Raw genomic sequence first — 24449 nt, 5'->3', positions numbered from 1 at the left:
CGTGATTGAGTAGGAATGGTTGAATAGTACCATCAGGCAGAAATAATGGAGTAGGGTAAGTTAAATAAGTATGCGGGTTTTATAACAATTCAGCAATGATAAATAAGTATGGCGATTTACTCAATACTTTTTAATACTTGCACGATTTGAGAGTGAATATCGTACCACCACCAAATAAAGCCAATGCTTATCAAGCAGATCACCAGCCATGGCAGTAACGTCCAGATTAATGAGGATGTCGCAGGCGTTTTTGGTTCGATAATACGGCTATGAGCGGTATTGATATTCATATCTGAATTGATATTAGTGCGATGGTCAAACTCAGTATTTTTATTAATCGAATCAGTATCAAGGCTAGATGGCTGATCGACATAGGTCGTCTGATAATTGGTTTGATAGCGATTTTGGTCGTTATTTTGATAAGGGCTCTGCTGATGCTGTTGCTGCTGATACACAGGCGCGTTGTGTAGATCGCTAATAAGTTGCTTACGATAGGCACTCGCAAATGCCAGCGCAATCAGCAATCCCGTCATAGCGCCGCCAATGTGACCGGCATTATCAATGCCCGGTACGGCAAAACCGTAGACCAAGTTGATGCCCATAATTAATATGAGGTTTTTTAAATTGAGCATCAAACCATTAACCGACATCTTAAACAGCGCCGCTATCAATAATGCCGCACCGATACCCATGATGCCACCAGACGCTCCAGCCGATAGTCCTGACTGTCCTGCACCGTCCAAGATTTTCTGCCATGTGACATAATTATTGAGTAAATTACCACCGATTGCTGCTAGCAAGAACAATAGCAGAAACTTGGTTGAGCCAAACATCGGCTCGGCAATTTTTCCAAAGAAATACATGGCAAAGCCATTGAACAATAAATGCATAAGGCCGATATGCAAAAACGCACTACTGACCAATCGCCATGGCTCATCACCCATGGTGAAAGGCAGCGCATTAGCGCCCCATTTTACCAGCGCCTCAGTCGATGGGCTATTGGCATCAACGCCTGTCAGCACTTGCATGATGAACAGCCCAATAAAGCTGGCCAATAGCAAGGTGGTGACGGGTGCTGTCTTTAATAATTGTTGAATAGTCATAAAAGCTAACGGTCACTAAAAATTTATCAGTAGAGTATAAAGGTTATAATCTGAATATGTCATATATAGTGGATTCACTTTAAAAGGAATACAGCGATGCTGGGATGCGTGTTTTTACGATAACTGTTTCGATGCCTCTAGAGTGCAAAGCGCACAGCAAGCAAGAAAAATTTTACCAGCAGAGCACCACATCTATCATATCTCTTTTATATTGAACGGACTATAGAAGCATGAGTTCTCTATCTAAAGCTTGGTAATGTTAATAAGCGTTGGTAATTTTAAGGTTCTCATACGTACCTTTCACTAAGATATCATCCGTCACTGTGTTGATATTGGTATGACCACAGAATGCCATTGATATGTCACATTCTTTATAAATGATTTCCAGCGCGCGGCGTACGCCATCTTCACCATAAGCGCCTAATCCGTAAAGAAAAGCACGTCCGATCATCGTGCCTTTAGCGCCTAACGAGATGGCCTTTAACACGTCTTGACCCGAGCGAATACCGCTATCAAGCCAAACCTCAATATCGCTATTTTCGGCATGGACAGCCTGTACGATGTCTGCGAGAGCAGAAATAGAGGAAAGCGCACCGTCTAATTGACGTCCGCCATGATTTGATACCACCAGTGCATCCGCGCCACTACGAGCCGCCATGATGGCATCTTCAGGTTCCATGATACCTTTAATAATCAACTTGCCGCCCCACATATCTTTGATACGAGCAACGTCGTCCCAGCTGAGCGCAGGATCAAACTGCTCTGCGGTCCAAGCAGATAGCGACGAGATATCCTCAACGTCTTTTGCATGACCGACGATATTTCCGAAGGTGCGCCTCTTAGTGCCAAGCATATTCAGGCACCATTCTGGCTTGGTCATGAGATTTAAGATATTGGTCAAAGTTGGTTTAGGCGGGGCAGACAGACCATTTTTGATATCCTTATGGCGTTGGCCAAGTACTTGCAAGTCGGCAGTTAAGATAAGCGCTGAGCAATTCGCTTCTTTAGCACGGCGAATCAAATTGGCCATAAATGCCTGATCGCGCATCACATACAGCTGAAACCAAAACGGCTTGCTGGTATGAGTAGCGATATCTTCAATAGAGCAAATGCTCATGGTCGATAAAGAGAATGGCACACCAAATTTTTCTGCCGCCTGTGCCGCTTTAATCTCGCCATCTGCCCACATCATGCCAGTAAACCCAGTGGGCGCGATGGCTACGGGCATTTTTGCTGGCTCGCCAATCATGTTTGTCGCCAAACTGCGATTTTCCATATTGACCAAGACACGTTGGCGCAGTTTAATACGGTCAAAATCGCTTTCATTGCTACGATAAGTGGTTTCAGTCCATGAGCCTGAATCAACATAATCATAAAACATACGTGGCACTTTGCGCTCAGCGACTTTGCGCAGATCTTCAATTTCTGTCACTTTTTCTAGATTTTTCATAGGGTTCTCACTGCAAGAGTGTTATTAATCGCTTATGGCGTCAACAATTGTTGTAAATCCATGACCGAAAAAGGATAGTTTAAGCGCTTAGATGGCGTCAAAATGACAGGAATAGCGGTGGCAAATTCCATCATCAATGCTTCATCAAAGTCGGCGATATCGATATTTTCATAAATAATGGGCTGTACCGCTTGGAACTGAGATATTATCTGCTCAGCGATGTCACACAAATGACAGCCGGATGTGCCAAATAGCCACCATTTATCTATATTTTGCGCTGTACCAAGACTAGGGCTTTCGGCGATAACACGTGCCCGTAATACCTTTATACTAGCATCGTATGTATTGTCATTGTACATATTGCCATTATGCGTACTGTCGTTGTGCATATTGGTATTGTATATATTGGTATCGCGCATATTGTCATTGGGCATATTTACTCTCTTATCTTAAGATATGTCGCAAAATGCTTATTTCTATTCGCTTAATAAAAAATATAAATGCTATTTACCCTTTATGACATGATAAAGAAGTGGGGTAAATAATGACAGCGATTGTGAGATTAGGTAAGATGACTTGCTGTTTGTCATTACTGAGTCATCCTTATTGGCTTCTTATTTTTTATCGATAGCGCCTAACTTCATCTTATTATCTTTTCAATCATTTGGGTACCTTACATGGCAAGTTTTAGCAAATTTATCAAACGACTATTATTGGCATTAATACTGTTGGTCGTTGCCTTCCATGTGTTGGTTGCAGGCCTACTGTTGATTTGGAAAACGCAGCCGATTAATAACAGTATGTTTATGCTGACTCATCGATTAACAGGTGGCGATGTCACTCAAACGTGGGCTGATTACGATGCCATTGCAAAATCTGCCAAGCAAGCAGCGATCGTGAGTGAGGACTCAACGTTTAGCCAGCACAATGGCTTTGATTTTAAAGGTATCAAAGCGGCTCAAAAGAAAAATGAAGAAACCGGAAAGATGTCTGCTGGTGGCTCCACGATTACCCAGCAGTTGGCAAAAAATCTCTTTTTGACCTCACATCGTTCATACGTTCGTAAAGGCGAAGAAGCTGTTATCACGGTCATGCTCGAAACGTTTTGGGACAAGCAGCGTATCTTGACCGCTTATCTCAATGTCGCAGAATTTGGCAATGGCATTTATGGCATCGAAGCTGCCTCTCAGCATTACTTTGATAAATCTGCTGCCAAACTCAATCGCGATGAATCTGCTCTACTAATCGGGATGTTGACCAACCCAAAATATTATGAAGACAATCAGGGCGATAGAGGCTTACGTAATAAGCAGCGTATCATCAAAAAACGTATGAAAAATGCCGTATTACCACAAGCGTCTTAATTGATTATCTAAATAAGAGTAATTTTGCATAGCCAATGGTGTGTTTTGTCATCAATAGCTGTTATAAAAAGTATTGTACAACGCCGCTTGAAATACAATGACGTTTAAAAATAGTATGGTCGATCCACTATAAAACAACGACAGTGCTACTGGGATAAATTTTGCGTCGCCTCTGTCTGCGAAGGCACAGCAAGCAAGGAAAATTTATAAAAGTCACGCGTGATAATATTTGACCTTATTTTATTTAATAAAAAAGATGATGGCGTATCGATAATTTCAAAGGAGTAGGGACGTGGTAGAGATGAGCGATAAGCAGGACAAGGGTAGTGATATGGATAATGTGATTGATGTTAATGGTCAGGCCGATACAAATATTAGCGATCAGTTCGATACAAATATTGGCAATGAGCATTTCGCTCAAGTTGAATGGCAACGTTCAGAAGACGGTAGCTATTCGCCCAGCAGTTATATCAATCGTGATTTGTCTTTATTACAGTTTCATTTGCGGGTTTTGGCGCAGGCAGCCAGTCCTCGCCATCCACTACTTGAGCGCTTGTTTTTCTTAATTATTTTCTCATCGAATATTGATGAATTTTTTGAGATTCGTGTCGCAGGTATCATGCAAAAGCTCAATATGGGCGATGTTTCGACCAGTGCTCATGGCATGCGTCCGAGCGAATTGCTCAATGAGATATCGACCATAATGCATGACGCGATTGATGAGCAATATCGTATCCTCAACGAAGATATATTGCCCGCGCTTGCCAAAGAAGATATCAGATATTTAAAGCGCGATGAGCTAAATGCCGAGCAATCAGCTTGGATGAAGCGCTATTTCACTGAGCAAGTCTCACCAGTATTGACACCGATTAGCATTGACCCTGCGCATCCGTTTCCGCGTTTGGTCAATAAAAGCTTAAACTTTATTGCCACTTTAGAAGGTAAAGACGCCTTTGGTCGTGATATCAACCTAGCGATTGTGCCAGCGCCGCGTAGTTTGCCACGCGTCATACGCCTGCCGGATGAATTGACTGGCGGCAAAGAGCACCACGTCATGCTGTCAGCCATTATCCATGAGCACATTGGCGAGTTATTCCCTGGGATGAATGTGACGGGCTGTCATCAGTTCCGGCTAACGCGTAATGCTGATTTAGATTTGGCCGACGATGTTGAAGATATTGCCAAGGCGTTGGAGGGCGAACTGGAAAACCGCCGCTTTGGTGATAAAGTACGTTTAGAAGTAACGACCGACTGTCCGATACACATTAGTGACTATTTACTCAATGAATTTGAGCTGCACGACAATCAATTATACCGCGTCAATGGCCCTGTCAACTTAACGCGGTTACTGTTCGACTTTAATATTCCAGCACTGCGTTATCAGCCTTTTACTTATGTGGTGCCAAAACAGTTTCGCCGTGAGATGGACAAATTAGACAAAGCGACGAGTATGTTTGCGGCCATGCGCAAAAGTGATGTGCTGGTGCACCATCCTTTCCATGCATTTTCACCCATTATTAACTTATTGTGGCAAGCTGCCAGTGATCCAAAAGTGCTGGCAATTAAGCAAACGCTGTACCGCTCGGGTACCAATTCAGAAATCGTCAAAGCACTCGCGGCTGCTGCTCGTAATGGCAAAGAGGTGACTGCCGTCATCGAGCTGCGGGCACGCTTTGATGAAGCCTCCAATATCGCTGTTGCCAACTACTTACAAGAAGCGGGTGCCGTTGTGGTATATGGCATCGTCGGTTATAAAACCCATGCCAAGCTGATGCTCATTGTACGCCGTGAGGACGACCGCATTCGCCGTTATGTGCATTTAGGGACAGGTAACTATCATGCGGCCAATGCCAAAGTTTATACTGACTACGGCTTATTTAGCGCCGATCCAGATATCTCGGAGGACGTACACAATATCTTCCAAGAGTTAACCGGCATGGGCAAACCTGCCAATCTCAAAAAACTGCTGCATGCACCTTTTACCTTGCATGAAAAACTGATGAGCTTTATTGATGATGAAATCGCTCATGCAAAAGCAGGTAAGCGCGCCCACATTATTGTCAAAATTAATGCATTAACCGAACGTCGGCTGATTGCCAAGCTATATGATGCCTCACAAGCTGGGGTCAAAATTGAGCTAATTTTGCGCTCTATGTGTTGTTTGCGTCCGCAAGTAAAAGGTCTGTCTGAAAACATCACCGTGCGCTCTGTTATTGGTCGTTTTTTGGAGCACACGCGCATTTATTATTTTTATAATGACGGTGATGAACGCTTGTACTGCGGTAGTGCCGACTGGATGGATCGCAATTTATTTCATCGCGTGGAAGTAGCGTTTCCTATTGAAAATAAAAAGTTGTTTAAGCAGGTCTATGAGGATGGATTGCTCAATTATCTACAAGACAATACACAAGCGTGGACACTGAATGGAAACGGTAGCTGGCAGCCGATTCAGCCTGCTGAAGGCGAGATGCCGCATATTGCTCAAGACTATTTATTAAAGAGTATTAACCATGTAGACATGTAGGATAGATCATTTGGCTGACTTAACCAATATTATGAAGAAGGTAATGAATGCTTTGAGTGATATTGGTTGAGAAGGTCATAAAATTTATTTATTTAACCAAGTACTGATAGGTTTCGGTGCTTGGTTTTTTGATTTTTTATGGTGAAAATTTCTTCGCTTAAGTTACAAACTGTCTTGTAACCTCACATTTATTCACACATTGATACGGCAGTACACTGGTATCACATGCAATATGATACTTATACTTGATAGCAATTAAAATGCATTTATAGAAGTATTACCTTCTCATTAGCAGCTACTTATAAATATTAATTACAAGCTCTATGAAAAATATAAGGCTGCAAAATAAGTATAAATACGGATATAAAAAGTATCTCTTAAACAATTATGTAGTAGCCGACTATAAAAATAGGAACATACCATGAGTGATATTGATCATCAGTCAGATGTCAAAAAAGCTGCAGAAAAAGCGGATAGTAAACAAATTGAGAAGAATCTTGCAGCCAATAAATCTGAAGGCAATAAAAAAGTAGATACACCGGAACAGTTGAGCGAAGAAGAGCAAACCTCTTTTATTGAAGATGATTTACGCACAGACAAATAGTCTTTGCGCGTTGTGATGCATTAGCCATAACCATTTGATTAATTTTTTGAATATAATCGTGAAGGATATGTTATGTCAGACAATACCCAGCCTACTAATGAACAAGCCGTACCTATCAAGGATACTGCTAAATCAGATTTTAATAATCCTGATGTTATTAATCCCAAAAATAGCTATGAAGGCCGAAAGCATCAGCCTGATATAGACGGGCCTCAGCAAGCCTCACAAGAGACCGATGAAATCTTTGTGGATCCGCGTAAACAAGAGGATCTGCCAGATGGTGGCAAAAACGTAGCAGACCTAAATGCTTATGATTTAAGCCAAAACGGCAATCAGTAGTCGATATAGCCAACGTAAATAGCATGTTAGTTTTTTAACTTTATCAATAATAATTATAAGGACATGACCATGGAAACCAGAGATCCGGCCTTAACCAAAACTCGAATGACAGAAGCCGATACCGATAACACCATCAAAGAGCATCAGATAATGGACACGCAACCAAACGATCACGATGAAATTGAAAAGCACGATGAAATTGAAAAGCACAGTGAAATCGAAAAGCACGATGAAATTGAAAAAAATGTCACTGAAAACAAGGGAACCGATACCTTTAAAGAAGGGGTAGTTGATTCAGAGCACGTTAATAATAATGATAATCCAGCACGTCAACCGGATCGTCGTGATCAGGCCAGCACTGGCTTTGATGACAATATCAACGAAGAAACAGTTGGTAGTGAAGCACCTGATAGTGAAAAAATTACCAATATGAATCGCTATGCCAATATTGATAACGCCCAAACCCGTGTGTTAAATCCTGACGAGAAGGACTAACTGCCTCTATGCAAGTCTAAAAGCTTGTCACGGTTACATAAAACGAATGGTCATTTTGAGAATAAAAACAAGGAGCAAAAATGAGCTTACCAGATGATGAACAAGAAATGGACAGTGGTTATTCGTTAAAAGATGCAAATGATAACCACGGTATCGTCCCTGATGATGCCTTACAAAAGGTAAATCCAGCCGCTGCTGAAAGAGCAACCGATGACCATGATCCTCATCACGTGGCCAAAAATCATAAACAGTATGATAGCCCGTTAATGAAAAGTGACAAGTAATACAAGTTTCAATCAAGATCAATCTGAGCATGTAAAATAAGCCACAGCTGCTTTAAGTATTTAACTTAATCAGCTATGGCTTATTTTTTGTTTTCGTCAGGAGGCGATCAGTTGGGCATCATTAAGCAGGTGTACCACTGTGAAAGCGTAATTCATTATCGGGAGTGGAAATTAATTCTGCTTCGACTTCTTTAAAGAGCGCCACTCGCTCATCAATATTATCTTCGGACAGCGATTGCGCCAATGCTAGATAATCCTCAAAATGACGACTTTCTGATTTCAGCAAATAGCGATAGTACTTTGCCAAACGCTCATCATTGATGACTTCCGCCAGTGCTGCAAATCGCTCGCAAGAACGCGCTTCGATAAATGCGCCGATTATTAAGACATCTATCATCGCTGCTGGCTCGTAAGTGCGCTTGTGCTTTAACATACCTTTGGCGTAACGCCCTGCACTTAGGTATCTCCATTCTTGCCCGCGTTCATTCATGATACCTAACACTTGCTCGTAATGGAGCATCTCCTCACGTATTAATTGCGCCAATTTACACTGTAAATCATAGGAAAACTCATAACGAAATATGAGATTCATGGCAGTGCCAGCCGCTTTTTTTTCACAATTGGCATGATCCTGAATGATTAATGGCAGGTTTGCGAGGGCAGCATCGACCCAAGATTGTGTTGTTCGAGCACCCAAAAAATTATAAATAGGAGACAAATCTACCTTTGTAGGTGTGCGCAATCGTGCGATATCGACACTGTCCTCTTCTACGCTTTCTTCTATCTGATCCTCTTGTTTAGTCTCTGTACTTTCTTCTATATCGATGATATTAGCACCAGTATTTTTAATAATGTCATCGTGCACACTGTCTACTTTCTTGCTGGTATTGTCTGTATTCATAGTCTGTATCGCGGTCGAATGATTGGAATATAGTCAGGTCAATATAAAAAAGATACAACGAGGCTGGGATAAATTCTTTATTGCCTCTGTCTGCATAGTCACAGCAAGCAAAAATTTTGTTCCAGTCACTCAGGATAGGTTCGAGGTATCCAGTTTAGTCAGTATCCACTATATCCTACTCAAATATAAAAAATTAAATAAACAAACTATTTGGATAAATTAGATCAGTAATGATTACTGATAGTTTGTTTAATCGCTATCGCTATCTTTTTAATAAGTCCTAATTAAACGCTATAGAGTCGATGGGCTATAGGTTATCATTATTGTACAGCCTAAACATTTATTTAATAAATGATGTTTTCTTGTTTATTTCTTTATTTGATAGTAGGATGAGATTTCGTACAAATAAAATTTTATCTTATGGTTGATTACCATCTGATAGCCAGTAATGAATATTATAACCACTGCTACGACAATATAAAGTAGTCATCACTTAGATTTAGAGGTCACTCTTTTAAATAAAATAAAAAAGCTCATGGACGACAAGATGTAAGCAGTATAAATTTTTGAACCACTATTCACAGCTGACTTATACGATGAATTGATAAGCTTACTCAGTAGGTCGCTTAGACTGAGAATAGATGCCTAAATCCGGTAAGGTCTAACCATAAACTGACCATATCTAACCTTGCGCTAGCCATTCGTATTTACACCCCTCACGAAAATATAAGGATAACAATATGAGCCAGTCTTCTAATGCTAATCGTATTAAAAAAGGTATTCTTGCTATTGATCAGCAACTATATGACTTTATCGAAAATGAAGTACTGCCAAAAGTCGGTTTTGATTCAGACCGTTATTGGTCAGGTTTTGAAGAAGTCATCAAAGCGTTTACGCCGCGCAACAAGGCGCTGCTTGCGACTCGTGACAAGATTCAAGCACAGATCGATCAGTGGCACTTACAACACCCTGCCAAAGATGGCGACATTGATTATCCCGCTTATAAGACGTTCTTGCAAGAGATTGGTTATTTATTGCCAGAAGGGGAGGACTTTACGATAAGCACCCAAAACGTCGATGATGAAATCGCCCATATCGCAGGCCCGCAGCTGGTCGTACCGGTACGTAATGCGCGCTATGCATTGAACGCGACCAACGCGCGTTGGGGCAGCTTGTACGATGCTTTGTATGGTACGGATGTTATCAGTGACGAAAATGGCCAAGAAGCAAAAGGTGCTTACAATCCAATTCGCGGCGCTGCTGTTGTCGCCTATGCCAAAAAATTCCTAGATGAAAACTTTGCATTGGCATCAGGCTCATATAATGATGCGACAGGGTTTAAAGTGGTTGATGGCAATCTTGAAATTATCCAAGGTGATAGCAGTACGCCGCTAAAAGAGTCAGCGAAATTTGCAGGTTTCATCGGTGAGTCAGACAATCCAACGGGACTCTTGCTAAAAAACAATGGTTTACATGCAGAGATTCAAATAGATGCCAATCATCCGGTTGGTAAAGATGATCCAGCCAATATTAAAGACGTGCTATTAGAGTCAGCGATCACGGCTATCCAAGACTGTGAAGATTCCATCGCTGCCGTTGATGCAGAAGAAAAAGTGGAAGTATATCGTAACTGGCTCGGTCTGATGAATGGTGATTTGCAAGAAACCTTTGAAAAAGGTGGTAAAACGCGTACTCGTCGACAAAACCCAGACCGTGAATACAATACGCCAGATGGCGGCAAACTTATCTTGCCAGGCCGTTCGCTACTGCTCATCCGTAACGTGGGTCACTTGATGCAAAGCCCTGCTATTTTAGTCGATTTAGGCGACGGTCAAGAAGAGATATTCGAAGGACTAATGGATGGTTTGATTACGCCACTATTGTCGCTCAATGATCTTACAGGTAAAAATGAGCTATCAAACTCGCGTAAAGGCTCGATGTATATCGTTAAACCAAAAATGCATGGCCCTGAAGAAGTCAAAATGGCCAATGATTTTTTTAATGCCTCAGAAGATTTATTAGGCTTAGAACGCAATACTATCAAAATCGGTATCATGGATGAAGAGCGCCGCATGACGGTCAATTTAAAAGAAGCCATTCGCCAAGCGCAGGAGCGTGTTATATTTATTAACACGGGCTTTCTAGACCGCACTGGGGACGAGATGCATACCAGTATGAATGCAGGTCCATTTGTGCCAAAAAGTGAGATGAAAGCACAAGCATGGCAGCCCGCCTATGAGCAATGGAATGTAGACATTGGTCTAGAAACTGGACTACAAGGCCGTGCTCAAATCGGTAAAGGCATGTGGGCAAAACCTGATGAAATGAAAGAAATGATGGATACCAAAGCGGCCCACCCTAAATCGGGTGCCACGACCGCTTGGGTACCATCACCAACAGGCGCAACCTTGCACAGTATGCACTATCACCAAGTCAATGTCGCTGACGTACAAGACAGCCTGAAATCACGCAAACGAGCAAGCTTAGACGATATTTTGACCATTCCACTGGCAAAAGATACCAATTGGACAAAAGAGCAAAAGCAGCAAGAGCTTGAGAACAATGCACAGGGTATTTTAGGTTACGTGGTACGCTGGGTAAACCAAGGTGTTGGTTGCTCCAAAGTACCTGATATCAATGACGTTGGTCTAATGGAAGACCGCGCAACTTTGCGTATTTCAAGTCAGCATATCGCCAACTGGCTGCATCATGACGTCATTAGCGAGCAGCAAGTGATGGATACGATGAAACGTATGGCTAAAGTGGTGGATGAACAAAATGCTGGCGATGATGACTATCAGCCAATGGCAAATGATTTTGACCATTCTTACGCCTTCAAAGCAGCGTGTGATTTGGTCTTCAAAGGTCGCGAGCAGCCCAATGGCTATACTGAGCCATTACTGCATCAAGCACGCCTTAACTTAAAAGCAAACGGCTAAGTCGGATTGCTAACGGCTACGCATATTCAATAAAACTCACCGCTTTTATTAGCGTTATTTATTTATCAATAAATAACGCTTTATTTTTGGTAATAAAAATATATTCGTTAAAGTGGTTTCATTGTCTTAGTAATTATATTAATCAATAATGTCTTTATCTATTTGACTAGGCAGGATATTTTTTTGTGAGTTGCTATATTTATAATGAGTTATAGCACTTACAAACTCTTATAATTAAAAATCAAAAAAATATGTTGCAAATTATGTCAAAGTTGTTATGCTTGTACTCGAAGTATGAGTTTGGTAACGGATGTTACGCAATAGACCGATAAAGACTTAAGTTTACATGGCAGTTACGCTTTTGATCATAGTTATGTAAGTCTTGGTTTTTTCATCTTACTGTAATAGAAATACGCCACACTTGTTTCTGACTGATTTAGGTAGCCAGTTACACATTATATCTTTGAGGATTTGTGACGATACCATTGTGAGCACCAGCTAATAATAGCTAGCTTATTACTAAAATTGTAAAGTGGAGATACCCCATGAAAAAACTACTTTTAGCTACAGCCGTTGCTGCCCTATCCGTATCTGCAGCCAATGCAGCACCGACTATCTATGGTAAAGCATTTTTAGCTGCTGACTATGTGAACGCTGATTTTGATTCACGCGTTGTCGGTGGAGATGATTTTGATGAAGACACAATAGAGATTAATTCTCATGCTTCACGTATCGGTTTTAAAGGCTCTGAAGCTTTGACTGCTAACACTGATGTTATTTATCAATTAGAATATGGTACACGTATCGATGGTGACAGCAATGGTTTCACTAACCGTGATACCTATCTTGGTTTGACCAACAAGCAGTTCGGTGAGTTCCGTGTTGGTAAAAACCAATCTAGCTTAGACAAAATTAACAACGTTGTTGTTAACCAAGGTTATTGGGATAACCTAGGCAATAACGATACAGAAAATGAAGTTGTTGACGCGTTGAACATGGCCGATAGTAACCGTATTCAAAGCTCAGTTCTTTGGACTGCACCGAAATACGAAGGCCTTCCATTACAAGTGTTTGCTATGTACAACTCTGATGATGATGACTTTAACAATGAGTCTGGCTATGGTGTTGCTGCAATGTTTGACCAAGGCACAGGCTTCACTGCTGGTGTAGCATATGATAAAGATCAAAATATCAGCGGTGATATCATCCGTGGTACAGCTACTGTTGACTTAGGTAAATTTATCGCAGCCCCTGTAACACTTGGTGCTCTATATCAAGTTGCTGATTATGATTATGATCGTAATACTACAAAGGAGAAAGGCTTAGTTGTTAGCGCTATAATGGGCCTAACTAACTTTGCTCGTCCAGTAAACGTCTATGCCCAGTACAACAAGACTAACAACTTAAATGGCTGGGATGGTTCAGACTCAGATCAGATCGTTGTTGGTGGTCAATACTTCTTTAAAGACAACATCATTGCTCATGCCTATGCTGGTATAAACAGTGCTGATGATCTTAAGACACTTAACACAGACAGTGGTATGGTATCTACTAGAGGCGATGCTGAAGTAGTTGTAGTTGGTACTGGTCTAGAATACAAATTCTAATCTAACCATTAGCATTTGCTTATAAAAAACTCACCCTTCGGGGTGAGTTTTTTTGTTATGCGTTTTCAAGTAGGCCGTGGATGACAATAAACACGTGCTGAAAATGAAGAGTTTCAAAGAGTTTGTGCTTTTGCCCTATATTTTATGGCGTATTTTTAGTAAAATCCTTCTTTACCAATTGCCGACAGAATACTATGACCAAGTTTATATTTGTGACCGGTGGGGTAGTGTCCTCACTAGGAAAAGGTATCACCGCAGCATCTCTTGCAGCGGTCTTAGAAGCGCGTGGCGTGACCGTTACGATGACCAAAATGGACCCGTATATTAACGTCGATCCAGGTACGATGAGTCCGTTCCAGCATGGCGAAGTGTTCGTTACCGAAGATGGCGCGGAGACAGATCTGGATTTGGGCTACTATGAGCGCTTTTTACGTCATTCAAAAATGAGTAAGAGCAATAACTTCACCAGTGGTCGCATCTATCAAAATGTTCTCAATAAAGAGCGCCGTGGTGAGTATCTTGGTGGTACCGTACAGGTCATTCCACATATCACTGATGAGATTAAAAGTAAGATCTTGGCCAGTGGCGAAGGCTATGACATCGCTATTATTGAGATTGGCGGCACGGTCGGTGATATCGAGTCGCTACCCTTTATGGAAGCCGTACGCCAAATGCAAGTAGAGCTGGGCCGTAATAGAGCCATGTTGATGCACTTGACGTTGGTACCTTACATTGCTAGTGCGGGTGAAACCAAAACGAAGCCTACCCAACACTCAGTGAAAGAGCTCCGTTCTATCGGTTTACAGCCTGATATCTTAATATGCCGCTCTGACCATCACATCTCGCAAGACAATCGTCGTAAGATTGCACTTTTTACCAACGTTGAAGAGCGTGCAGTCATTATGTGTGAAGATGCACAAAGTATTTATCAAATACCGCGTACGCTTCATGAGCAAGACCTTGATGATTTGGTCTGTGAGCGTTTCGGTCTTGATGTGCCGGAAGCAGATTTGAGTGATTGGGATAAAGTGGTTGAAGCCCAGCTCAATCCTGAAGGCGTGGTGACGGTAGCGATGGTCGGTAAATATGTTGAGTTGCCTGATGCTTATAAATCTATCAACGAAGCCTTGCTACATGCAGGCATTACTCATAAAGCCGATGTAAAAATCGATTATATTGATGCCGAGCTTTTAGAGAGTGACGACGATTTGTTTGCACGTCTTGACCATGCGGATGCTATTTTAGTACCAGGTGGTTTTGGCGAACGTGGTACCAATGGCAAAATAAAAGCCATTACTTATGCGCGTGAAAACAACGTTCCGTATCTAGGCATCTGCTTGGGTATGCAGCTGGCTGTAATAGAGTACGCGCGCAATGTCTTGAAGATTGATGCCAACTCTTCTGAGTTTGATCGCAAAACAGCAGAGCCTATCATTGGTCTCATCACTGAATGGTTAGATGAGCGTGGTGAGCTACAGATTCGTAGTGATGACTCAGATCTTGGCGGTACGATGCGCCTAGGCGCGCAGCAAGCTGAGCTGGTTGCTGGTAGCAAACTGAGCCAAATCTATGGCGCAAGCAATATCACTGAGCGTCATCGCCATCGTTATGAGATGAATAACCGCTATATAGAGCCATTAGAGCAAGCTGGTATGACCATCTCAGGCTATTCTGCCAAGCAGCATTTGGTGGAGTCGGTTGAGATTAGCGAACATCCATGGTTTGTCGCGGTGCAGTTCCATCCAGAGTTTACGAGCTCACCACGTGGTGGTCATCCATTGTTTAATAGCTTTGTTAAAGCTGCAAAAAACTTTAATGAAACCAAATAATCGTTGAAGCCGTAACACTTCAATTACCCTAAAAAGACTGATCTTCGGATCGGTCTTTTTTTGACTATAGTCATAAAAAATAAAAGCGCCACAGTACTGCTGGAATGAATTTTGCGAAGCCTCTGTCTGCAACGGCACAGCAAGTGAAAAAATTTATATCAGCTCGCAGAGACAGGACTCTTTTTTGCCGCTTCATTGTTAAAAATAGACGCTTAGAATGACTAAACTTACGATTTTTAACGTCGAATCGCCCAAAAAATAGTTCCTGTCAGTGCCATGGTTGAAGGATCAAACACGCCCTAATGTATTGATTTAACTTTTCACCGACTATTATTTGAGGCAATAGATGTGGGTTATGATTTTAGATCTGTTATGACGCTCGATTGCAGGTAATTACGCTTGTATACTTTTTTTAGTCGGCCTATCGGTTACAATATGGAATAGAAAGATGGATAACAATAAAGAGGATAATGGCTCAATGGAAAATTTATTAACCGCACAATCGCATATTCAACTTACAACACCTGATAATAAGACAATCAATATTGGTAACGATCAGTCATTTGTATTGTTTGGTGGCATGAACGTCTTAGAGTCTAAAGAATTGGCGTTCGAGATTGCTGAGCAATACATTGAGATATGCAAACGTTTGGGTATCGGCTACGTATTCAAAGCCAGTTTTGACAAGGCCAATCGTTCAAGCTTGCACTCTTATCGTGGCCCTGGACTTTCGCAAGGGATTGATTGGTTGGGACAAATTAAAGAGAAGTTCCAAGTACCGATCATCACTGACGTGCATGAACCGCATCAAGCAGCGCCAGTCGCTGAAGTGGCTGATATTATTCAACTCCCTGCTTTTTTGTCACGCCAGACTGATTTGGTGCATGCGATGGCTAAGACTGATGCCATTATTAATATCAAAAAAGCCCAGTTTTTAGCGCCCCATGAGATGCGCCATATCGTGAATAAATGCCTTGAAGGCGGTAACGACAAACTGATCCTTTGCGAGCGCGGTAGTGCTTTTGGCTACAACAATCTGGTCGTTGATATGCTTGGCTTTGATACGATGAAGCAAATGAATATCCCGGTATTTTTTGATGTGACGCACAGCTTGCAGCAGCCAGGTGGTCGTAGTGATAGTGCGGGCGGACGCCGAGAGCAAATTACCACGCTGGCACGTGCCGGTATGGCAACAGGGCTGGCAGGGTTATTTTTAGAAGCGCATCCAAATCCAGAAACAGCAAAATGTGATGGGCCTTGTGCCTTAAGAATGAGCCAATTAGAGCCATTTTTACAGCAGCTAAAGCAGATTGATGACTTGGTTAAAGGGTTTGAGGCACTAGATACTCATTAATAGCGTAGATAATCATAGGAGCAAACGATGGCGATGCGAATGGCACAGGTAAGTATCGAAAACATTGATAATGCCGAAGGGATAGATAGCGTAATGATCGCATTGAAAAATATCTCAGGCGTGACTGCTATCGAGCTGGACACGGCTAATCACATCGCTACCGTAAGTTATGATGACACAGATACCAGTATTCATGCATTGACTGCGGCGATTAGTATGGTTGATTATGTTACCCAGCCATTTCCGATTGATGCGCCCCAAAACCCACGTTATGATGATTAAATGTTACGATTGGGTTTTATTTAAAAATCGGATTTATTACTAAGCCGTCGCCTAGAAGCCTTGATTTTCTTAAGTTTGAAACCATTAATAAAGTAACAACCAAACGGCCTTGTTGTCGATAGCCATTCAGCTTATGCTTGTTTGATGGTTTTTTAATAACTATTTAAGAAATGGCTATTTGAGAGATAGCTATCTAAGAGATGGCTATAAAATCAGTTTATTCATTAATAAAAATAAGGAGCCTATCATGGCAAACCAAACCCGTATTATCAAAATTGACGGTATGACTTGCGGTGGTTGCGTGGCAAGCGTCCATAACGCGACCGCGGACATCGACGGTTTAGACGATATTAGTATTGAGCTTTTGGACAATCAAGCGACCGTAACCTTCGACGATAGCAAGACCAGTGTAGAAGTGATTGCTTCTGCTATCGATGACGCTGGTTTCGATGCGACAGTCGCTAATTCTTAAGTTTTGTCGTCCATTCTAAAAAACCAGCTATCATGGCTGGTTTTTTAGTGATTGAAATTTGGCACTGCATTTAATATGTAATCCTAAAATTATTAATAATTGCCTACTAATTTTATGCTTTAAAAAAAATATTTAATTTTAGAATGTGATGCTTGTTTGATTTAGCACCTTTAATCCACTGATGTTTTTATGGCTTATAACAATTTATAAACGCCATGGCGAGTCCTATTTATGAATGATTCTACCCGTACCGATACCCAAAATACCTACGATGTTGAGACTGATATACAGTCAGATATACAACTTGCGCCGGAGCGTGCACATCTGCAATTGGCGATTGATGGCATGACATGTCAGGCTTGTGCATCACGTATCGAGAAGGTACTTAACAAAAAGCCTTCGGTACATGAGGTAAATGTGAGCTTTGCGGGCGAGACGGCCAATGTGGATTATGATCCGACGCAGACGACGCCAGAGCAGATCACAGAATGGGTAAATAAAACGGGTTTTGTCGCCAATTTGCAGGCAGCCGATAGTTTATTTTCACAGACAGATGAGGATACAGCAACTCAGTATCCGTGGCGCTTAATTGGATTGTGGGTTTGTTTGCTGCCATTTTTAGTCGGTATGGCTGGCATGCTGACAGGTTTTGGTATGGCGTGGATGCCTCCTATTTGGCTCCAGTTTATTTTAGCGACGATTGTACAGTTTGGCTTTGCTTTACCCTTTTATAAAAGTGCTTGGGCATCAATCAAAGGTGGTCTTGCCAATATGGATGTGCTGGTCGTCATTGGTACAGTCACTATTTGGGCGTATTCGACTTACCTTTGGTTCACTCATGGCGATAGTAGCCTAAATAATTTGCTACAAAACAGTCATACTGGCGGTCACGGTGCTAATAATAGCCCAGCGGTTTATTTTGAAGCAGGTGTGATGGTTATCGCCTTTGTGCGGACTGGTAAATATCTCGAAGAATGTACCAAAAAGCACAGTCTAAACAGTATCGATCTACTATTGTCATTGACCCCTGATGAAGTTGAGCAGCAGCAGCCAAACGGTGATTTTCATAATGTTGCCCTTAAAGACATACAAATGGGTGACATCTTGCGTGCCAAACAAGGCAGCCGCGTCGCCACTGATGGAGTCGTCATCGATGGTAGCGGTTGGTGTGAGGAGAGTCATTTAACAGGTGAGTCGGTACCACTCAAAAAAGACGTGGGCGATGGATTACTCGCAGGTGCCTTGCTAGAAAACGGCAGCTTACTATACCGCGTCAGTGCGAAAGGCAGCGATACTAAGCTCGGTGATATGGTACAAGCGCTGAGCGATGCTCAAGGCTCAAAAGCCAATTTGGCGCGTCTTGCTGATAAAGTAACAGCTGTCTTTGTGCCAGTTGTTATTATGATTGCCTTGATTACCTTTGGGCTAACGTGGTGGCTGACGGGCGTGCTTGATACCGCCTTAATGCATGCTGTATCCGTCTTAGTTATTGCTTGTCCTTGTGCGCTTGGGTTGGCCACGCCAGCAGCGATTATGGCTGGTATGGGAGTGGCGGCGCGTCACGGTGTTTGGTTTAAAGATGCCCAAAGCCTTGAAGCCGCTGGTAGTATCGATACGGTGGTGCTTGATAAAACAGGCACATTGACCATCGGTAAACCCACTATCGTCGATCAAGTAATGGTGGATAAATCATTAGCAATCGATGATGTATTACAAATTGCTGCGAGCGTTGAAGCGCATGCCAGTCATCCGCTAGCGACGGCATTAATTAATGCTGCAACTGCGCGAAACTTGCCATTGATGAATGTGACTGATATTAATGTCGTTAAAGGCGCTGGCATACAAGCAAACATCGAAGGGCTGGGAGTTGTAAAGGTCGGTACCGCAGAATTTACGAACTTGATACTGCCCAAGCTCATGCCAAAAGTGTGGCAAATAGCCAGCACCGTTGCGATTAGTATTAACGATGAGGCATTGGGTGCTTTTGCCTTAGCGGATGATTTGAAAGCGGATACACCACAAGCGATTGCTGCGCTAAAAGAGTCGGGTATTCATGTCATTTTGATGAGTGGTGATAAACAGTCTGTCGTTGACCATGTGGCAGGGCAGCTAGGTATTAGCCAAGCATATGGTAAAATGAGCCCACGTGATAAAGCCAGTCAAATTGCTTTATTGCAGACAGCAGGCCATAAAGTGGCGATGGCAGGCGATGGTGTCAACGATGCGCCAGCGATGGCAACCGCAGACGCCAGCTTCGCTATGTTTGAAGCAACTGATGTGGCGCAGCATAGTGCCTCTGCCCGCTTAATGGGTGAGTCGCTGATGCATATCGATGCGGCGCAAAAAATTGCGCAAGCAACCTTACGTAACATCAAACAAAACCTGTTTTTTGCCTTTATTTATAATTGTCTTGGTATTCCACTCGCGGCGTTTGGCTTTTTAAATCCTATGATTGCCGCTGCTGCGATGGCCTTGAGTTCTATTTCAGTATTGATGAATGCACTGCGATTAACGCGGTTTAAGACTGAGGTTGAGCTGGATAATACGGTCTCTACCTCCCATACTAAAGCGAAAGATCTAACAAAATCATAAGAGTCATATTGATTTTGATACCATAGTTATTACTTTTGATACCATAGTTATTACTTTTGATACCATAGTTATTACTTTTGATACCATAGTTATTACTTTTGATACCGTAGGTATTGAGACAAACTGATAATTGATAATATTGCTGTTTATGTTGGAGTTTATGATCGTTAGTCGATGTAAGATAAGGACAGTTTGACAAAATTTATGCTATGATGCCAAGCACTATAGCTGACGGTTAATGTTTCAAACAAACCTTTAATCTTGCTCAAAACGGGCCGATTTCATAAATATGAAAAGCTGTTTTAGGCATAGCTGCTATACGATAGTTTGCTTTATTTTTTTTGTATTCTAGGGCATGTCATCAATTAGCACACTTAATCATTTAGTGGTCTTAAAATGGCTAAATTTTGCCAAACATCGTCAAATCACTGGTTAATATCTCGATATTATCTGCGCTATTTTCCTTGTTTGACGGCAATTTATCTCATTTTGAGCCTCACAGTCTAAATGATGACACGCCCTAGTTGCCGTTATTTATCCCACAAACTTGGCATGACCAAAGGAATTAACAGACATTATGTACGCTGAAGAAACCAACAACGTCACCGCAATTAAAGACATTCGCGCACGTGAAATTTTAGACTCGCGCGGTAACCCAACGATTGAAGCAGATGTTATCTTAGCTGACGGCACCATTGGTCGTGCTGCTGCACCAAGCGGCGCATCAACGGGTTCGCGTGAAGCATTAGAGCTACGTGATGGCGACAAAGATCGCTACATGGGTAAAGGCGTCAAAAAAGCCGTTGCCAACGTCAATAGCCAGATTCGCAGTGCTTTGGTGGACAAAGACGTCACTGAGCAGCAGGGCATCGATGACGCAATGATTGCGTTAGATGGTACAGAAAACAAAGACAGCCTTGGCGCTAATGCCATGCTAGCAGTGTCGCTTGCGACTGCCAAAGCCGCTGCTAAATCACAGAATCTGCCACTACATCAATACATTGCCAATCTACGCAACCAGACATCACTCACGATGCCTGTACCAATGATGAACATCTTAAACGGTGGCGAGCACGCAGATAACACGGTTGATATCCAAGAGTTTATGATTGAGCCAGTTGGCTTCACCAGCTTTTCAGAAGCACTACGAGCTGGTACGGAGATTTTTCATAGCCTAAAGTCGGTTTTAAAATCACAAGGCTTGAATACAGCGGTCGGTGATGAAGGCGGTTTTGCACCGAACTTGCGTAGCAATGAAGAAGCGATTACCGTTATCATGCAAGCAATTGAGCAAGTGGGCTATAAAGCTGGTGAAGACATTCACTTGGCTTTGGACTGCGCAGCCAGTGAGTTCTATAAAAACGGTCAATACATCTTGGCAGGCGAGGGCAATAAGGCGTTTGATAGCCAAGGATTCTCAGACTACTTAGTCGGTTTGGCGCGTCAATATCCTATTATCTCTATCGAAGACGGTCTTGATGAGTCTGATTGGGATGGTTGGAAGTATTTAACTGAGCAGATTGGCGATAAAGTACAATTGGTCGGTGATGATTTATTTGTGACCAATCCTGCTATCTTACAAGAAGGAATTGATAAGCACATTGCCAATGCTATTTTGATTAAATTTAACCAAATTGGTACTTTATCAGAAACGTTAGATGCCATTTATCTTGCGAAGAAAAACGGCTACGCGACGATTATCTCGCATCGTTCAGGTGAAACCGAAGACAGTACTATTGCAGATTTAGCCGTTGGTACTGCTGCTGGCCAGATCAAAACTGGTTCATTATGCCGCTCAGATCGCGTTGCGAAATATAACCAATTGCTACGTATCGAGCAACAAGTACGTGCAAGCTACCGTGGTCGCGAAGAATTTATCGGTCTACGTGGTTAAGAAGCTTGAATTAAGACGTGTAAACTAAGCGTTTTAAGTCAATAGCTCAAGTTAATGCTAGGCGATATGTCATATATCGTCTAGCTGACTTGGCCAATTTTTATTTTACTATTTCTCTATCGTTTGGCGTTATCACATGAAATACTTTAGCCAATTTATCCTCCTTGCTTTAGCGGTTGCAGTGCTGTTAGGACTGCAATATCAGTATTGGTTGGGTGAGAATGGGCGCTTTGAGCGTAATAAATTGCTGACTCAAATTGAGGAGCAGCAGCATTTAAATGACAACCAAGTGGGCGCGAACAACTTATTACGTACTGACGTCTATGATTTAAAAAATGGTCTTGAAGCAGTAGAAGAGCACGCTCGCTTAGACCTAGGGTTGATCAAACCAAATGAGACTTTTGTCCAAGTATCAACTGCACCAACCATACACAGTCGCTAATAATGTAATATAACGTTGTACCGCTCTTTGTTATCTATAATAAAGACGTTGTTCGTTGTTAATTCTGTTTTAACTTTAATTTGCCCCTCTTTTTAACCATACCGTCATGGGTTTCAACCATGAGTCTTACCTTATGAATAATCATCCTAATATACATGCCATGATTGTCGCTGCTGGTCGCGGCAGTCGTTTTGGTGCGTCGGTTGCCAAGCAATATACAATGCTTCAAGGGCAGACGTTGTTACAGCATAGCGTGGCACGGCTTGCTGCTAGTGATTATATTGATAAATGCTTATTGGTAGTCGCAGCTGATGACCGTACGGCGCAGACACTCGATTTTGCGCTTCCTATACATTATGCGGTTGGTGGTAGTGAGCGTTGGCAGTCAGTGCAAGCAGGGGTCATGACGATTAGTAATACGGGTGCTGACGACTCAGATTTGGTTCTAATTCATGATGCTGCCCGTCCTGCCGTACCTAGCCATGATATTGATCAAGTGATTACGGCTGCTATGACAGAAACTTATGGTGCTATTTTAGCGACACCAGTGTCTGATACTCTCAAAGAGTCCTATAGCCAGTCTGAGCTGACCGAGAGGTTGTTAGACGAGAGTGATGGACATGCTTATGCCAAACGTACCGTCGATCGCCATAATATGTGGCAAGCGCAAACGCCGCAAGTATTTCGACTGGGACAACTAAGAAAAGTACTAAATTATGTCTCTGAGCATCAGCTCACTATCACAGATGAAGCCAGCGCTTTTGAATACTTAGCACTGCCTATTCGTCTGGTTATTGGTAGCCGCCAAAATATCAAATTAACCTATCCCGATGATGCGACATTGCTAGCAGCAATTCTCAACGCTCAAGCCTAGGGCATGTTGAACGGACGTTAGGTAACTTTTCAAAACTCTATTTGTATCTAGTTGGATGGAATAGCACTGCGCCATATAGCAAAAAATCAAACATATCATTTTATTAATATATTTTATGCTAGACGATTATTTAGCGTGCATAAGTAGTTTTATAAGATAATCATATATTGCTTTGATGACGAAAGTAGCCTATGATGTAACCAACTTAATACAATTAATATAAACATTTATAAAATCAATAATATACCAAGCCAATTTGAGATTCTCAAATGTCTTGTCTCTATGTTTTTTCTAAAGTTAGTATGGTTGTCTTAGCTACATTTGCCTAATAATAGGGAGAAGCTGATTGTCAACAGTTAATGATTCTACAAATCCAGTAACACCAGATCTCTGCCAACTGGTATATTTGAGCCAGATTACTTCGACTGGTCTGTCAAACGCCAGCACGCTTAACGACATCGCAGAAGTCGCCACTAAGCACAATAAAACGGACAATGTTACTGGTATTCTTTGCTATGGCAATGGCTACTTCTTACAATGTGTGGAAGGTACCGAGCAAGCATTGACCAATCTAAAGAATCGCTTGCTGGTAGATGATCGACACAAAGACTTAAAGATATTAGATTTTTCAGCACTTGCTGAGCGCCGTTTTGCTGGCTGGTCGCTACGCTCTATTACGCTTGAACGATGGATGATTGACGAGCCAAAGCTCAAGTCGTTTATGCCGTTCAAGCCTGATAGCTGGGATACCAATGAATGCCAGCAGTTTTTGGATATTTTACAAGGTTATTACGTGAAACAAGTAGAGAGCGGTGAGGTTGATACTCAACCTATAAAGTACAGTACGTTAGGTTTAACGTTGGGTAAAGTCGTTGGGCAGCACCAAGCGTTTTTTTTGATTCAGACCATACTGGGTGGATTGATTTTATTAACCCTGCTTTGGCTGATGCTATAACGTAAAGCTTAGTCGCTTTTATGATTTATGAATACTCAACACGTCCTAGATAGTATTTAATAAAAGAGTGAACCGCCCCGGGATTGTCGGAGACCTAAAATTCTGAGAGAATACGACAATGAAAAGACAAACCTACACCCCTGAG

At 42.1% G+C, this 24449-nt stretch carries 21 protein-coding genes; 17 read left to right on the top strand and 4 right to left on the bottom strand.

Annotated features, from left to right (window positions below; translation table 11 throughout):
- Positions 1 to 116 precede the first annotated feature (116 nt).
- The 3 genes from JMX48_RS00105 to JMX48_RS00095 all read right to left on the bottom strand — a co-directional run bounded on the left by JMX48_RS00105 (position 117) and on the right by JMX48_RS00095 (position 2987).
- Positions 117 to 1103: a rhomboid family intramembrane serine protease gene (locus JMX48_RS00105; RefSeq protein WP_201533028.1), complete on the bottom strand. Its 987-nt coding sequence runs from the start codon at positions 1101 to 1103 to the stop codon at positions 117 to 119.
- A 259-nt stretch (positions 1104 to 1362) separates the two neighbouring features.
- Positions 1363 to 2553: an alpha-hydroxy acid oxidase gene (locus tag JMX48_RS00100; protein WP_201533026.1), complete on the bottom strand. Its 1191-nt coding sequence runs from the start codon at positions 2551 to 2553 to the stop codon at positions 1363 to 1365.
- Positions 2554 to 2585: 32 nt separating this feature from the next.
- On the bottom strand, positions 2586 to 2987 hold the full coding sequence (locus tag JMX48_RS00095; RefSeq protein WP_227687815.1) for a glutaredoxin family protein: 402 nt from the start codon (positions 2985 to 2987) through the stop codon (positions 2586 to 2588).
- Positions 2988 to 3230: 243 nt separating this feature from the next.
- Between JMX48_RS00095 and mtgA the strand changes: the two genes are divergently transcribed.
- The 6 genes from mtgA (at position 3231) to JMX48_RS00065 (ending at position 8163) form a co-directional block, all read left to right on the top strand.
- A complete protein-coding gene (mtgA, locus tag JMX48_RS00090; RefSeq protein ID WP_201533024.1) occupies positions 3231 to 3917 on the top strand; it encodes a monofunctional biosynthetic peptidoglycan transglycosylase in 687 nt (228 codons plus the stop codon).
- Positions 3918 to 4218: 301 nt separating this feature from the next.
- Positions 4219 to 6441, top strand: coding sequence for a polyphosphate kinase 1 (gene ppk1 / locus JMX48_RS00085; protein ID WP_227687814.1), 2223 nt, complete (start codon positions 4219 to 4221; stop codon positions 6439 to 6441).
- Between the two features lie 421 nt (positions 6442 to 6862).
- Positions 6863 to 7045: a hypothetical protein gene (locus JMX48_RS00080; RefSeq protein WP_201533022.1), complete on the top strand. Its 183-nt coding sequence runs from the start codon at positions 6863 to 6865 to the stop codon at positions 7043 to 7045.
- A 72-nt stretch (positions 7046 to 7117) separates the two neighbouring features.
- Complete coding sequence (locus tag JMX48_RS00075) at positions 7118 to 7384, top strand: hypothetical protein (RefSeq protein WP_201533020.1); 267 nt, start codon at positions 7118 to 7120, stop codon at positions 7382 to 7384.
- A 69-nt stretch (positions 7385 to 7453) separates the two neighbouring features.
- Entirely contained in the window at positions 7454 to 7879 is a 426-nt protein-coding gene (locus tag JMX48_RS00070; RefSeq protein ID WP_201533018.1) for a hypothetical protein, read from the top strand.
- A gap of 80 nt (positions 7880 to 7959) precedes the next feature.
- Entirely contained in the window at positions 7960 to 8163 is a 204-nt protein-coding gene (locus tag JMX48_RS00065; protein ID WP_201533016.1) for a hypothetical protein, read from the top strand.
- Positions 8164 to 8284: 121 nt separating this feature from the next.
- On the opposite strand, the gene JMX48_RS00060 is transcribed toward JMX48_RS00065, so the two are convergent.
- The gene (locus tag JMX48_RS00060) at positions 8285 to 9064 is read right to left on the bottom strand and encodes a tRNA-(ms[2]io[6]A)-hydroxylase (RefSeq protein WP_227687813.1); all 780 of its coding nucleotides are present in this window, start codon (positions 9062 to 9064) and stop codon (positions 8285 to 8287) included.
- 740 nt (positions 9065 to 9804) lie between these two features.
- On the opposite strand from JMX48_RS00060, the gene JMX48_RS00055 reads away from it, so the two are divergent.
- The 11 genes from JMX48_RS00055 (at position 9805) to JMX48_RS00005 (ending at position 24304) form a co-directional block, all read left to right on the top strand.
- Positions 9805 to 12003 carry a malate synthase G gene (locus JMX48_RS00055; RefSeq protein WP_201533015.1) on the top strand — a complete coding sequence of 733 codons (2199 nt, stop codon included), beginning with the start codon at positions 9805 to 9807 and terminating at the stop codon, positions 12001 to 12003.
- Between the two features lie 545 nt (positions 12004 to 12548).
- Positions 12549 to 13610, top strand: coding sequence for a porin (locus tag JMX48_RS00050; RefSeq protein WP_201533013.1), 1062 nt, complete (start codon positions 12549 to 12551; stop codon positions 13608 to 13610).
- A 194-nt stretch (positions 13611 to 13804) separates the two neighbouring features.
- On the top strand, positions 13805 to 15439 hold the full coding sequence (locus JMX48_RS00045) for a CTP synthase (protein WP_201533012.1): 1635 nt from the start codon (positions 13805 to 13807) through the stop codon (positions 15437 to 15439).
- A gap of 478 nt (positions 15440 to 15917) precedes the next feature.
- Positions 15918 to 16793 (top strand): 3-deoxy-8-phosphooctulonate synthase, encoded by an 876-nt coding sequence (gene kdsA / locus JMX48_RS00040; protein WP_201533546.1) that lies wholly within the window; start codon positions 15918 to 15920, stop codon positions 16791 to 16793.
- 27 nt (positions 16794 to 16820) lie between these two features.
- On the top strand, positions 16821 to 17075 hold the full coding sequence (locus tag JMX48_RS00035; RefSeq protein ID WP_201533011.1) for a heavy-metal-associated domain-containing protein: 255 nt from the start codon (positions 16821 to 16823) through the stop codon (positions 17073 to 17075).
- 247 nt (positions 17076 to 17322) lie between these two features.
- Positions 17323 to 17547 carry a heavy-metal-associated domain-containing protein gene (locus JMX48_RS00030; RefSeq protein WP_201533010.1) on the top strand — a complete coding sequence of 75 codons (225 nt, stop codon included), beginning with the start codon at positions 17323 to 17325 and terminating at the stop codon, positions 17545 to 17547.
- A 231-nt stretch (positions 17548 to 17778) separates the two neighbouring features.
- On the top strand, positions 17779 to 20139 hold the full coding sequence (locus tag JMX48_RS00025) for a heavy metal translocating P-type ATPase (protein ID WP_201533009.1): 2361 nt from the start codon (positions 17779 to 17781) through the stop codon (positions 20137 to 20139).
- A gap of 577 nt (positions 20140 to 20716) precedes the next feature.
- Entirely contained in the window at positions 20717 to 22033 is a 1317-nt protein-coding gene (gene eno / locus JMX48_RS00020) for a phosphopyruvate hydratase (RefSeq protein ID WP_201533008.1), read from the top strand.
- Positions 22034 to 22169: 136 nt separating this feature from the next.
- Entirely contained in the window at positions 22170 to 22475 is a 306-nt protein-coding gene (locus JMX48_RS00015) for an FtsB family cell division protein (RefSeq protein WP_201533007.1), read from the top strand.
- Between the two features lie 133 nt (positions 22476 to 22608).
- On the top strand, positions 22609 to 23349 hold the full coding sequence (ispD, locus tag JMX48_RS00010) for a 2-C-methyl-D-erythritol 4-phosphate cytidylyltransferase (RefSeq protein WP_201533006.1): 741 nt from the start codon (positions 22609 to 22611) through the stop codon (positions 23347 to 23349).
- A 346-nt stretch (positions 23350 to 23695) separates the two neighbouring features.
- Positions 23696 to 24304, top strand: coding sequence for a BLUF domain-containing protein (locus JMX48_RS00005; RefSeq protein WP_201533005.1), 609 nt, complete (start codon positions 23696 to 23698; stop codon positions 24302 to 24304).
- Positions 24305 to 24449: the final 145 nt, after the last annotated feature.

Source organism: Psychrobacter immobilis, assembly GCF_904846225.1.
Classification (GTDB): domain Bacteria; phylum Pseudomonadota; class Gammaproteobacteria; order Pseudomonadales; family Moraxellaceae; genus Psychrobacter; species Psychrobacter immobilis_F.
The sequence above is the reverse complement of the archived record's forward strand: the minus strand, read 5'-3'. Positions and strand labels throughout refer to the sequence as shown.

What these genes read in the sequence shown, in the direction of transcription:
- JMX48_RS00095 (WP_227687815.1), bottom strand. Translation starts at nt 2,987, where the DNA reads ATGCCCAATGACAATATGCGCGATACCAATATATACAATACCAATATG.
- JMX48_RS00030 (WP_201533010.1), top strand. Translation starts at nt 17,323, where the DNA reads ATGGCAAACCAAACCCGTATTATCAAAATTGACGGTATGACTTGCGGT.
- JMX48_RS00065 (WP_201533016.1), top strand. Translation starts at nt 7,960, where the DNA reads ATGAGCTTACCAGATGATGAACAAGAAATGGACAGTGGTTATTCGTTA.
- JMX48_RS00105 (WP_201533028.1), bottom strand. Translation starts at nt 1,103, where the DNA reads ATGACTATTCAACAATTATTAAAGACAGCACCCGTCACCACCTTGCTA.
- mtgA (WP_201533024.1), top strand. Translation starts at nt 3,231, where the DNA reads ATGGCAAGTTTTAGCAAATTTATCAAACGACTATTATTGGCATTAATA.
- kdsA (WP_201533546.1), top strand. Translation starts at nt 15,918, where the DNA reads ATGGAAAATTTATTAACCGCACAATCGCATATTCAACTTACAACACCT.
- eno (WP_201533008.1), top strand. Translation starts at nt 20,717, where the DNA reads ATGTACGCTGAAGAAACCAACAACGTCACCGCAATTAAAGACATTCGC.
- JMX48_RS00100 (WP_201533026.1), bottom strand. Translation starts at nt 2,553, where the DNA reads ATGAAAAATCTAGAAAAAGTGACAGAAATTGAAGATCTGCGCAAAGTC.
- JMX48_RS00050 (WP_201533013.1), top strand. Translation starts at nt 12,549, where the DNA reads ATGAAAAAACTACTTTTAGCTACAGCCGTTGCTGCCCTATCCGTATCT.
- ispD (WP_201533006.1), top strand. Translation starts at nt 22,609, where the DNA reads ATGAATAATCATCCTAATATACATGCCATGATTGTCGCTGCTGGTCGC.
- ppk1 (WP_227687814.1), top strand. Translation starts at nt 4,219, where the DNA reads ATGAGCGATAAGCAGGACAAGGGTAGTGATATGGATAATGTGATTGAT.
- JMX48_RS00045 (WP_201533012.1), top strand. Translation starts at nt 13,805, where the DNA reads ATGACCAAGTTTATATTTGTGACCGGTGGGGTAGTGTCCTCACTAGGA.
- JMX48_RS00080 (WP_201533022.1), top strand. Translation starts at nt 6,863, where the DNA reads ATGAGTGATATTGATCATCAGTCAGATGTCAAAAAAGCTGCAGAAAAA.
- JMX48_RS00075 (WP_201533020.1), top strand. Translation starts at nt 7,118, where the DNA reads ATGTCAGACAATACCCAGCCTACTAATGAACAAGCCGTACCTATCAAG.
- JMX48_RS00035 (WP_201533011.1), top strand. Translation starts at nt 16,821, where the DNA reads ATGGCGATGCGAATGGCACAGGTAAGTATCGAAAACATTGATAATGCC.
- JMX48_RS00060 (WP_227687813.1), bottom strand. Translation starts at nt 9,064, where the DNA reads ATGAATACAGACAATACCAGCAAGAAAGTAGACAGTGTGCACGATGAC.
- JMX48_RS00025 (WP_201533009.1), top strand. Translation starts at nt 17,779, where the DNA reads ATGAATGATTCTACCCGTACCGATACCCAAAATACCTACGATGTTGAG.
- JMX48_RS00055 (WP_201533015.1), top strand. Translation starts at nt 9,805, where the DNA reads ATGAGCCAGTCTTCTAATGCTAATCGTATTAAAAAAGGTATTCTTGCT.
- JMX48_RS00015 (WP_201533007.1), top strand. Translation starts at nt 22,170, where the DNA reads ATGAAATACTTTAGCCAATTTATCCTCCTTGCTTTAGCGGTTGCAGTG.
- JMX48_RS00070 (WP_201533018.1), top strand. Translation starts at nt 7,454, where the DNA reads ATGGAAACCAGAGATCCGGCCTTAACCAAAACTCGAATGACAGAAGCC.